The organism is Bacteroides sp. D22, from assembly GCF_000163675.1.
GTDB classification, from domain to species: Bacteria; Bacteroidota; Bacteroidia; order Bacteroidales; family Bacteroidaceae; genus Bacteroides; species Bacteroides xylanisolvens.
On record NZ_GG774801.1, the window covers coordinates 103,257 to 114,611 of the forward strand.

The 11,355-nt window shown below is 42.3% G+C and carries 9 protein-coding genes and 1 pseudogene; 7 read left to right on the forward strand and 3 right to left on the reverse strand.

Annotation, left to right across the window (positions count from 1 at the left end; genetic code table 11):
• From HMPREF0106_RS25795 to nagA (HMPREF0106_RS16680), 3 genes are all read left to right on the forward strand, one after another.
• A partial coding sequence (locus tag HMPREF0106_RS25795; RefSeq protein ID WP_083787892.1) for a transposase occupies nucleotides 1-181 on the forward strand: 181 nt, incomplete at its 5' end.
• Nucleotides 182-376: 195 nt separating this feature from the next.
• Nucleotides 377-1,543: an N-acetylglucosamine-6-phosphate deacetylase gene (nagA, locus tag HMPREF0106_RS16685; protein ID WP_009039516.1), complete on the forward strand. Its 1,167-nt coding sequence runs from the start codon at nucleotides 377-379 to the stop codon at nucleotides 1,541-1,543.
• Nucleotides 1,544-1,564: 21 nt separating this feature from the next.
• The gene (gene nagA, locus HMPREF0106_RS16680; protein WP_009039517.1) at nucleotides 1,565-2,737 is read left to right on the forward strand and encodes an N-acetylglucosamine-6-phosphate deacetylase; all 1,173 of its coding nucleotides are present in this window, start codon (nucleotides 1,565-1,567) and stop codon (nucleotides 2,735-2,737) included.
• A gap of 259 nt (nucleotides 2,738-2,996) precedes the next feature.
• Here the strand turns inward: nagA (HMPREF0106_RS16680) and HMPREF0106_RS16675 are convergent, their stop codons facing one another.
• The gene (locus HMPREF0106_RS16675) at nucleotides 2,997-3,359 is read right to left on the reverse strand and encodes a thioredoxin family protein (RefSeq protein WP_009039518.1); all 363 of its coding nucleotides are present in this window, start codon (nucleotides 3,357-3,359) and stop codon (nucleotides 2,997-2,999) included.
• 239 nt (nucleotides 3,360-3,598) lie between these two features.
• Here HMPREF0106_RS16675 and HMPREF0106_RS16670 point away from each other — a divergent pair, with 239 nt between their 5' ends.
• The 3 genes from HMPREF0106_RS16670 to HMPREF0106_RS16660 are packed head-to-tail and all read left to right on the forward strand — an operon-like array spanning nucleotide 3,599 to nucleotide 9,121.
• Nucleotides 3,599-4,864, forward strand: a complete 1,266-nt coding sequence (locus tag HMPREF0106_RS16670) for a TolC family protein (RefSeq protein WP_008639957.1) — start codon at nucleotides 3,599-3,601, stop codon at nucleotides 4,862-4,864.
• Between the two features lie 22 nt (nucleotides 4,865-4,886).
• Entirely contained in the window at nucleotides 4,887-5,981 is a 1,095-nt protein-coding gene (locus HMPREF0106_RS16665; protein ID WP_009039519.1) for an efflux RND transporter periplasmic adaptor subunit, read from the forward strand.
• 14 nt (nucleotides 5,982-5,995) lie between these two features.
• A complete protein-coding gene (locus HMPREF0106_RS16660) occupies nucleotides 5,996-9,121 on the forward strand; it encodes an efflux RND transporter permease subunit (RefSeq protein WP_004316980.1) in 3,126 nt (1,041 codons plus the stop codon).
• 88 nt (nucleotides 9,122-9,209) lie between these two features.
• On the opposite strand, the gene HMPREF0106_RS16655 is transcribed toward HMPREF0106_RS16660, so the two are convergent.
• Both HMPREF0106_RS16655 and HMPREF0106_RS16650 read right to left on the reverse strand, forming a co-directional pair.
• Entirely contained in the window at nucleotides 9,210-10,541 is a 1,332-nt protein-coding gene (locus HMPREF0106_RS16655; RefSeq protein WP_009039520.1) for a sensor histidine kinase, read from the reverse strand.
• A 20-nt stretch (nucleotides 10,542-10,561) separates the two neighbouring features.
• Nucleotides 10,562-11,068, reverse strand: a pseudogene (locus HMPREF0106_RS16650) (winged helix-turn-helix domain-containing protein); the annotation flags it as partial.
• Between the two features lie 51 nt (nucleotides 11,069-11,119).
• On the opposite strand from HMPREF0106_RS16650, the gene HMPREF0106_RS27770 reads away from it, so the two are divergent.
• Nucleotides 11,120-11,355 (forward strand): hypothetical protein (locus tag HMPREF0106_RS27770; RefSeq protein WP_008997677.1); only part of this gene is annotated, 236 nt, incomplete at its 3' end.

An 11,355-nucleotide genomic window follows, 5' to 3' on the forward strand; every position in this document is an offset into this window, starting at 1 on the left:
CACAACAGTGGCAAACTCTATTGAGAACCATTATGAAAGGATTTTGAACTTCTTTGTGAACAGGAGTACAAATGCAGCAGCGGAAGCATTTAATGCTAAAATCAAAGCATTTAGGACATCATTTAGAGGAGTAGTGGATATGAGCTTCTTCCTTTTTAGGCTAGCAAAGGTATATGCATGAAGGGAATTGACTAAACTTAATCCCCCAAGAATTACAACTGAGCCATATTGGACTTTATTAGAAGTTTATCGGACGATTTTATCGATAGATTGAATAGAAAAACGTAATTTTGCAAACGAAAAAATCAATGTACTCCCCCCAAAAAAGAGCGTCATTGATTCACACAGACCTTTAATTAATTTAACTATTTGTGATATGTTAACACAGATCATTAATGCACGCATCCTGACGCCTCAAGGTTGGCTGAAGGATGGGTCAGTTCTTATTCGCGATAACAAAATTCTGGAAGTAACCAATTGTGACCTTGCCATTATCGGAGCCAAACTGATTGATGCCAAAGGAATGTATATTGTTCCGGGCGGTGTAGAAATCCATGTTCACGGTGGCGGTGGAAGAGACTTTATGGAAGGCACCGAAGAGGCTTTCCGGACAGCAATCAAGGCTCACATGCAGCATGGTACCACCAGTATTTTTCCTACCCTTTCTTCTTCTACCATTCCGATGATCCGTGCAGCTGCGGCAACTACTGAAAAAATGATGGCAGAGCCCAATAGCCCTGTACTCGGACTCCATCTGGAAGGACATTATTTCAATATGGACATGGCAGGCGGACAGATTCCGGAAAATATCAAAGATCCTGATCCCGAAGAATATATTCCGTTGTTGGAAGAAACACGCTGTATCAAACGTTGGGATGCCGCACCGGAACTTCCCGGAGCCATGCAATTCGGTAAATATATCACGGCAAAAGGTGTACTGGCTTCGGTAGGACATACCCAGGCAGAATTTGAGGATATACAGACGGCTTATGAGGCGGGATATACGCATGCTACTCATTTTTATAACGCGATGCCCGGTTTCCATAAACGGAAAGAGTACAAGTATGAAGGTACGGTAGAAAGTATTTATCTGATTGATGATATGACAGTGGAAGTGGTGGCTGATGGTATTCATGTACCTCCGACGATTTTGCGTCTTGTCTATAAGATAAAAGGAGTGGAACGCACTTGCCTGATAACGGATGCGTTGGCTTGTGCCGCCAGTGATAGCCAGGTTGCCTTTGACCCGCGTGTGATTATTGAGGATGGAGTCTGTAAGTTGGCAGACCATTCAGCCTTGGCCGGGAGTGTTGCAACGATGGATCGTTTGATTCGTACCATGGTGCAAAAGGCGGAAATTCCTTTGGAAGATGCCGTAAGAATGGCTTCCGAAACTCCTGCACGGATTATGGGAGTGCTCGACCGTAAAGGAACGCTGGAACGTGGCAAGGATGCCGATATGATCGCTTTGGACAGAGGCTTGAACGTGAGAGCCGTATGGGCAATGGGAGAACTGGTGGAAGGCACCAACAAACTGTTTTAAATCTAATAAAGAACAAAGACTATGTTGACTCAAATAATAAACGGAAGAATACTTACCCCGCAAGGCTGGTTGAAAGATGGTTCCGTATTGATTTGTGATGGAAAAATATTAGAGGTAACTAATAGTGATTTAGCGGTTATCGGTGCAACAGTTATTGATGCCAGAGGGATGACGATAGTGCCCGGATTCGTAAGTATGCATGCACATGGAGGTGGTGGGCATGATTATACGGAAGCAACGGAAGAGGCTTTCCGCACCGCAACCAATGCACATCTGAAACATGGTGCTACCGGTATATTTCCTACTTTGTCCTCTACTTCATTCGAAAGAATCTACCAGGCAGTCGATGTATGTGAGCACTTGATGAAAGAGAAGGATTCTCCGATTCTCGGTCTGCATATCGAAGGTCCATATCTGAATCCGAAGATGGCGGGTACGCAGTATGACGGTTTTCTGAAAACTCCGGATGAAAATGAATATATTCCTTTGTTGGAGCGTACGTCTTGTATCAGACGTTGGGATATTAGTCCCGAACTGCCCGGTGCACATGATTTTGCAAAGTATACCCGTTCGAAAGGAATTATGACTGCTGTTACACATACCGAAGCCGAATATGATGAAATTAAAGCTGCATTTGCAGTAGGATTTTCTCATGCTGCTCATTTTTATAATGCGATGCCGGGTTTCCATAAACGTCGTGAATATAAATATGAGGGTACAGTGGAAAGTGTGTATCTGACGGATGGAATGACTGTGGAAGTGATTGCGGATGGTATTCATTTGCCTGCCACTATCCTGAAACTGGTTTATAAGTTGAAAGGCGTGGAGAATACCTGCCTTGTTACCGATGCTTTGGCGTATGCAGCTTATGAAGGGAATGAACCGATTGATCCTCGTTATATCATAGAGGATGGCGTATGCAAGATGGCGGATCATTCTGCGTTGGCCGGTAGTTTGGCTACGATGGATGTGTTGGTTCGCACTATGGTAAAGAAAGCGAATATTCCTTTGGAAGATGCCGTGCGTATGGCTTCTGAAACTCCTGCCCGTTTAATTGGAGTGAGTGACCGGAAGGGGGCGTTAGCAAAGGGTAAGGATGCTGATATTGTGATTCTTGACAAAGAACTGAATGTACGTTGCGTATGGTCAATGGGAAAGATCGTTCCGGGAACTGATAATCTGTTGCATAAATAACCATTGAAATAACCTTTGAAAGGGATGAGGCCGTCCGGAGACTTCCTAAAAGAAAAATGCCCTTTACTAAGAACTAAACTGAATCCCAAAAGTTGGATACAAAATTTTAGGAGTTCAGTTTAGTTCTAGTAAGGGGCATTTTATAAGATCAAGGCTTTTCAGCCTCTTATTATAAAAATAAATGTTCTGTATTATATCAAAAGCCTGGTAGTTTATCAGTCTATCGTCATAAGGAACTTTCCGGACTTTCGATGTTTTTCTATTCTGAAAGTAAACTGGTTTCTATTAATTCTTTCAATTGGGCTTTATTCATAGTGCCTAATTTCATTGTCGGTTTGCCGTTCAACGGGCAAAGTAACAGATTGGGAATGGTACGAATCTTAAATGCGCTTTCCAGTTCCGGTTCCTGATCGACGTCCACTTTATAAATATCTAATTTCCCTTCGTATTCTTTTGCCAATTGGTCTAATATAGGCGATAATGCTTTGCAATAGACACACCAGGGTGCATGAAAATCGACCAGGCAAGGTTTATTCCCTTTAAAGTTCCAACTATCAGGATAAGATTGATAATCAGCTACTTTCTCAACAAAACTATCTTTGGTTAAATCTATTATTTTCATATATCCTACTATTTTTTAATGATTCGTTTTATTTTCTCTCCTGCAAAGATAGGGGAGTTGGAATGAAAGAAGGCTGGCCATTTTTCCTGTTGTGTTTACAATTCTTCCTTTATGGCTCTTTTCTAATCAAATTCTAATCTGATATGAGAGGCTTATAATCGTTTTTTTCCGTTTCTCCGGTTGCAGAATTGTAATTTTGCTGCGACAACTACGATAAGGTAATAAAGATAAATATAGTAATGAACAGAGAATTTTTAATTTCTTTTTTTCTTCTGCTGACAGGAGGAATATGTGCGCAACAGGCTACCACAGGAACATTAACGCTGAAAGAGGCGGAACAACGTTTCCTGGAACGTAACTTATCGCTGATAGCCGAACGGTATAACATTGATATGGCACAGGCACAAGTGCTGCAAGCCAGGTTATTTGAGAATCCGGTCATCTCGCTGGAACAGAATGTCTATAACCGCTTGAACGGAAAGTATTTTGATTTTGGTAAGGAGGGTGAAACGGTTGTGGAGGTTGAACAGGTCATTCGCCTTGCCGGACAGCGAAACAAGCAGATAAAGCTGGAAAAAATCAATAAGGAAATAGCGGAATATCAGTTTGAAGAGGTGATGAGAACACTCCGTCAGGAGTTGAATGAGAAGTTTGTGCAAGTCTATTTTCTTTCGAAATCCATATCCATCTACGAGAAAGAAGTGAACTCTCTGCAAGAACTGCTTGCCGGAATGAAGCTGCAACAGGAGAAAGGAAATATCTCATTGATGGAAATGTCTCGTTTGGAATCTATGCTATTTTCGCTGAAGAAAGAGAAGAACGAACGGGAAAACGAGTTGCTGACTCTTAGAGGAGAACTGAATGTCTTGTTAAATCTTCCGGGAGATACTACGGTTAAGTTATCACTGGACGAAGAGGTGTTGAAGCAATTGGATTTGTCTCAATTATCGTTTGCTGATTTGAAAGCGATGGTAAATGAACGTCCGGACTTGAAGATTGCCAGAAGTACGGTAAGTGCTTCCCGTGCCAATCTGAAATTGCAGAAATCGATGGCATTTCCGGAGTTCTCGGTGAAAGGGAACTATGACCGTGCCGGAAACTTTATCAATAACTATTTTGCGGTAGGAGTGAGCTTGTCAGTACCTATTTTCAATCGCAATCAGGGAAATATAAAGGCAGCCCGTTTTAGTATTCAACAGGCAGGAGCGGAACAGGAAAATGCTGCTAATCGTGCAGATATGGAACTTTATACCGCTTATGCTTCACTGGAAAAAGCAGTTCAGCTTTACCAATCTACCAATATGGATTTGGAACGTAATTTTGAGAAACTGATAACAGGAGTGAATGAAAACTTTACCAAGCGGAATATCAGCTTGCTGGAGTTTATCGATTATTATGACAGTTATAAGGAAACCTGTATTCAGTTGCATGAAATAAAGAAAGATGTTTTCCTCGCGATGGAAAACCTGAATACAACTATCGGGCAAAATATATTAAACTACTAATATTCATAAATTATCAAAGACTATGAACTGGAATAAATTCCTTCCTTGCATATTGCTTACTACCGTATTGGGAGCATGCTCCGGTAAAGGAGAACAACCGAATGTTGAACCGACTGCTTTATGCCTGACAGATAGCTTGTTGAGAATTGTATCTGTCGATACGGTTCACGTTCAAGAAGTGATTGATGAACTGACATTGAACGGACGGGTCACTTTTAATGAAAATCAGGTAGCGCATGTATATCCGATGTTTGGAGGCACGGTGACGGAACTGAAAGCAGAAATAGGAGATTATGTTCGTAAAGGAGATGTACTGGCAGTCATCCGCAGTGGAGAAGTGGCGGACTATGAGAAACAATTGAAAGAAGCGGAACAACAACTGTTGCTCGCCCGCAGAAACATGGATGCTACGCAGGATATGTATAATTCCGGCATGGCTTCGGATAAAGATATGCTTCAGGCAAAGCAGGAGTTGACGAGTGCCGAAGCCGAAGAAAGAAGGATAAAGGAAGTCTTTTCCATTTATAATTTCTCCGGAAATGCTTATTATCAGTTGAAATCTCCTGTTTCGGGCTTTATTGTGGAGAAACAAATCAGCAGGGATATGCAGTTGCGTCCGGATCAGAGTGAAGAGTTGTTCACGATTTCGGGGTTGTCGGACGTCTGGGTGATGGCAGATGTGTATGAAAGCGATATCAGTAAGATTTCTGAAGGTGCTTCTGTACGTATTTCTACTTTGGCCTATCCGGATAAGATGTTTGCCGGCACTATCGATAAGGTATATCATTTGCTGAATAACGAAAGTAAAACAATGAATGTCCGTATCAAATTAAAGAATGAAGAGTATCTGTTGAAGCCGGGGATGTTTACGAATGTAAGTGTGAAGTGCAAAGCAGACGAAACTTCTATGCCTCGTATCGATTCTCATGCGCTGGTGTTTGAAGGAGGGAAAAATTATGTTGTTGTAGTAGAGCCGGATCAGCGTTTGCAGGTGAAAGAGGTAGATGTATACAAACAGTTGAGCAAGGAGTGCTATATCCGCTCTGGGCTTTCCGAGGGGGACAGAGTGCTGAATAATAATGTATTGTTGTTATATAATGCGTTGAATGCAGATTAAAAACAGAAAATAGTATGCACAAATTCATAGATAATATAGTGGCTTTCTCGCTGAAGAATAAGTTCTTTATTTTCTTCTGTACAGCGATTGCCGTTATAGCCGGAGTTGTTTCTTTTAAACATACTCCGATAGATGCTTTCCCGGATGTGACGAATACGAAAGTGACGATTATCACGCAATGGCCGGGACGTAGTGCGGAAGAGGTAGAGAAGTTTATCACCATTCCTGTTGAGATTGCCATGAATCCTGTTCAGAAGAAAACGGATATTCGTTCTACCACTCTTTTCGGACTTTCTGTAATCAATGTGATGTTCGAAGATCGTGTGGATGATTTCACCGCCCGTCAACAGGTATATAATTTATTGAATGACGCCGATCTTCCTGACGGGGTAACTCCGGAAGTGCAACCGTTATATGGCCCGACGGGAGAAATATTCCGTTATACACTCCGTAGTGATAAACGTAGTGTGCGGGAGCTGAAAACAATCCAAGATTGGGTGATCGAACGTAATCTCCGTTCGGTATCCGGCGTAGCGGATATTGTGAGCTTCGGCGGAGAGGTGAAAACATTTGAGGTAAGCGTGAATCCTCACCAGTTGATTAACTATGGAATTACTTCTTTGGAGCTTTATGATGCGATAGCCAAGAGTAACATCAATGTGGGAGGAGATGTCATCACCAAGAGTTCGCAAGCTTATGTTGTTCGTGGAATTGGTCTGATTAACGACTTGGAAGAATTGAGAAACATCGTAGTGAAAAACATCAACGGTACTCCGATTTTGGTGAAGAATCTTGCCGATGTACACGAATCCTGTTTACCCCGTCTCGGCCAGGTAGGACGAATGGATGAAGATGATGTGGTACAAGGCATTGTAGTCATGCGGAAAGGGGAGAATCCGGGCGAGGTGATTGCAAACCTGAAAGATAAAATAGAAGACTTGAATCAGAATATACTTCCGAAAGATGTGAAAATCGTGTCATTCTATGACCGGGAGGATTTGGTGAATCTGGCGGTAAAGACGGTGACACATAATCTGATCGAAGGAATTTTATTGGTTACGTTTATTGTATTGATTTTTATGGCAGATTGGCGGACTACCGTGATTGTTGCTGTCGTTATCCCATTAGCCCTTCTATTCGCTTTTATCTGTCTACGGGTGATGGGAATGTCCGCCAATCTGCTTTCTATGGGAGCCATTGACTTCGGTATCATTATTGATGGGGCAGTGGTGATGGTGGAAGGAGTGTTTGTGGCTTTGGACAAGAAGGCAAGGCAAGTAGGAATGCCGGCATTTAATGTCATGTCCAAAATGGGATTGATCCGTAACACCGCAAAAGACAAGGCGAAAGCAGTTTTCTTCTCCAAATTGATTATCATAACCGCGTTGATTCCTATCTTCTCTTTCCAGAAGGTAGAAGGAAAGATGTTCTCTCCCTTGGCCTATACGCTGGGTTTTGCACTGTTGGGAGCTTTGATCTTTACGCTGACCCTGGTGCCGGTAATGTCGTCTATGCTGCTGAAAAAGAATGTGCGTGAGAAGAATAATCGTTTTGTCCGTTTTATCAATACAAAGTGTACGGCTCTTTTTGATTTATTCTATGCGCACAGGAAACTGACTATCGGACTGGCAACGGTCATAGCAGGTGTCGGATTATGGCTTTTCTCTTTTTTGGGTACGGAGTTTCTTCCACAGTTGAATGAGGGGTCTATCTATATTCGTGCCACCTTGCCACAAAGCATTTCGCTGGATGAATCGGTGACGCTTGCCAATAAAATGAGAAGGAAGCTATTAACGTTTCCAGAAGTACGGCAAGTCCTGTCACAGACCGGACGACCGAATGACGGAACAGATGCTACCGGATTCTATAATATCGAGTTTCACGTTGATATATACCCTGAAAAGGAATGGGAGAGTAAATTGACAAAAATGGAACTGATCGATAAGATGCAGGAGGATTTATCCATTTACCCCGGCATTGACTTCAATTTCTCACAGCCGATTACTGATAATGTAGAGGAAGCTGCTTCCGGTGTGAAAGGGTCTATTGCGGTGAAGGTGTTTGGTAAAGACTTGTATGAGTCGGAGAAATATGCGGTGCAGATTGAGAAAATCCTGGGCACGGTTCAAGGAATTGAAGACTTGGGTGTGATTCGGAATATCGGTCAGCCGGAACTTCGTATAGAGCTGAATGAAGGTCAGTTGGCGCGTTATGGCGTTGCTAAGGAAGATGTGCAATCGATTATCGAGATGGCTATTGGTGGAAAATCGGCTTCATTGTTGTATGAGGACGAACGGAAATTCAATATCATGGTAAGGTATAGCGAGCAATTCCGCCAGAATGAAGAGGAGATAGGTAAGATACTGGTTCCGGCAATGGATGGTACAATGGTGCCTATCAAGGAACTGGCAGATATAACGACCATTACGGGACCATTACTTATTTTCCGTGATAATCATGCACGCTTCTGTGCAGTGAAGTTCTCGGTGAGAGGCCGTGACATGGGTACGGCAGTTGCCGAGGCACAGAAAAAAGTGAATGCATCCGTACATCTTCCGGCAGGATATTCGCTGAAATGGACTGGTGATTTCGAGAACCAGCAACGTGCCACGAAACGCTTGGCACAAGTGGTTCCCATCAGTATTGCTATCATCTTTATCATCCTGTTTATTCTGTTCTCTAATGCGCGGGATGCCGGACTGGTATTGCTGAATGTGCCATTTGCCGCTGTGGGGGGTATTGTAGCCCTTCTGATAACACGATTCAACTTCTCCATTTCTGCAGGTATCGGTTTCATAGCCTTGTTCGGTATTTGTATTCAGAACGGCGTGATTATGATTTCCGACATCAAAGCGAATCTGAAACTGGGTTCTCCTTTGGAAGAGGCTACGAAAGAAGGAGTACGCTCACGCATTCGTCCTGTGATTATGACAGCGGCAATGGCGGCTATCGGTTTGTTGCCTGCTGCCATGAGTCATGGAATTGGTTCGGAATCACAGCGTCCGTTGGCGATTGTTATTATCGGCGGATTGATAGGAGCGACTTTCTTTGCCTTGTTTGTCTTTCCTCTCATCGTAGAAGTGGTATATGAACGAATGTTATATGATAAAAACGGAAAGTTATTGCAAAGACGTATTTAGTTCATTTCTATTCTGTGGAAAAAACGCTCATAGATTAAATTTGTAGTTTTCAGTAGGTAGAGTGAGAAAGGGATAAAAGAAGGGTGAATTAAAAAATCACCCGTACTTTTGTTCCTTTTTCTATTTCTGAAGATATATCCAGCTTTGCATGATAAGCAGAAATGATTTTCAAAGTCAGACTAAGTCCGATGCCTTGTCCGGCATAATCCCGGGTGTTGCTACCCCGATAGAAAGACTGGAAAATATGCTCTATTTCTTCTTGCGGAATACCGATTCCCTGATCTTCCACCTCAAGAATGACTTGTTGCTGCTCCCGATAGAGAGCCACATTTACTTCCTTATCGGAGTATTTGTATGCGTTATCAATTATATTTTTCAATGCTATCTTTAACAGATAAGGATTAGCCTTTACAACAGCTTGCTGTTCTGTTGCCTCCAAGTGGAGACGGATTCTTTCATTAGACCCGGTCAACTCTTTCAATATATCAGATAGAATGATCTCTTCCACATTATTTTTCAGGAGTTCTTCTTCCTGCCGCGAAAGAAAAAGAAGGTGGCGGATCAGACTGGACAACCGTTTGCTTTCCGAAGAAATTCGTTGCAGGGATTCAATGTATTCTCCGGTACTTCTTTCTTTGAGCAGACTGATTTCACATTCTCCCTGAATAGCAGTAATCGGATTGTTCAACTCGTGCGAAGCATGGCTTACAAAGGATTTCTCTGCCTTGAAAGCACTATCCAGACGATCGAGCATACTATTTAATGTTTTTATCATGTCCTCCAGCTCGTCATTATTTCCGGTAGTCTTTAACCTACGATTCAGACTGTTGGCCCGTATTCTTTTCAACTCCTTTAATATGTGTTGCAGCGGAACCAAAATACGACCGGAATATATTTTCCCGATGAAAAAGATCAGGATGGAACTGGCTAAAACGAGGAAAATGGAAAGTAACAACAGATGTTCCTTGATTTCTGTTCCGTAGGCATTCCGGGACATGACGAGTACGATGAAATTCCCTTCATTATCCGGATAATAAAGGGCGGCTCCTAACTGGTCCTTATATTTAAAAGAGAAAGGAATACTGTCTTGCCTTGCCAGTAGAAGTGTTTGCTGGTGTTGCGTGAGATACTTATTCAACGTATCACGCACTTCAGAAAGACTATCCATATTTAGAAGAATCTCATGAGCTTCGGGTAGAAGTTCATCATATTTGCGTTGGATAATTTGGTAACTCTGTTCGTCCACCTCATCCTTTTCCCAGTGCTTCTGTGCAGTCAGGTAGGCTTTCTCACGCAGGTAGGAAGCATAGAGTTTATTGATATACTGTGTACTGAAAATATAAAATACAGCAATGATAATGACAGTGGTCAACACACTGATTAACGTATAGAAAAGAGCTATTTTGGAACCTATTTTCATAGCCGGGATAGTTGGTGAGTTTAAGTATTCATAATGTATCCTAATCCTACGACTGTGTGAATCAGCTTTTTATCAAAGTCACGGTCTATCTTTACCCGGAGATAGTTTACATAAACATCTACGATATTGGTATTGGTATCAAAGTTCTTGTCCCACACATCTTTGAGCAGGGTGATACGTGAGAGCGCAACCCCTTGATGAGTCATGAAATATTCGAGCAGACGATATTCCTTGACAGTAAGATCAATATCTATATTGCCTCTTTTAGCTCTTCGGGTATTGCAATCCAATATCAGGTTATCACAAGTCAGCAGATTGGAGGTTACTTCTTTATTGCGTCTTAACAAGGCCTTGATGCGTGCCTCCAGTTCTTGGAAACTGAAAGGCTTGACGAGATAATCATCTGCTCCCGCATCCAGTCCTTTGACGATATCTTCCGTTGTACCCAAGGCTGTCAGCATGATCACAGGAGACTGGTACCCAAACGTCTGCCGATAAAGCCGGCAAAGTTCCAAACCGTTTATTTTGGCTCAGTCTGAAACCTTGGGGGATTGCGTTAAAATTCTTATTTTTGCATCATGAAAACATCCTCTTCCCAAACGATTGATCCTGTTGCTTCTTTAAGCTTGTTCTTGCCTTCAGGAATCCTTGATTACTTTACCCTAGTCAATCATGTTTCTCAGGATACTTGCTTTATTCTTTATTTAGAGGAGAAAGCCACTATTCCTGCTGAGTACTCTGATCTCCATCTTCACTCAAAAGGTTTCCTCCCTGAGATTGAAGTTCAGGACTTCCCTATCCGTGGTAAAGTCCG

Coding starts and splice junctions, on each gene's coding strand:
- HMPREF0106_RS16670 (WP_008639957.1), top strand. CDS start 3,599: ATGAACAGAGAATTTTTAATTTCTTTTTTTCTTCTGCTGACAGGAGGA.
- HMPREF0106_RS16675 (WP_009039518.1), bottom strand. CDS start 3,359: ATGAAAATAATAGATTTAACCAAAGATAGTTTTGTTGAGAAAGTAGCT.
- nagA (WP_009039516.1), top strand. CDS start 377: ATGTTAACACAGATCATTAATGCACGCATCCTGACGCCTCAAGGTTGG.
- HMPREF0106_RS16665 (WP_009039519.1), top strand. CDS start 4,887: ATGAACTGGAATAAATTCCTTCCTTGCATATTGCTTACTACCGTATTG.
- HMPREF0106_RS16660 (WP_004316980.1), top strand. CDS start 5,996: ATGCACAAATTCATAGATAATATAGTGGCTTTCTCGCTGAAGAATAAG.
- HMPREF0106_RS16655 (WP_009039520.1), bottom strand. CDS start 10,541: ATGAAAATAGGTTCCAAAATAGCTCTTTTCTATACGTTAATCAGTGTG.
- nagA (WP_009039517.1), top strand. CDS start 1,565: ATGTTGACTCAAATAATAAACGGAAGAATACTTACCCCGCAAGGCTGG.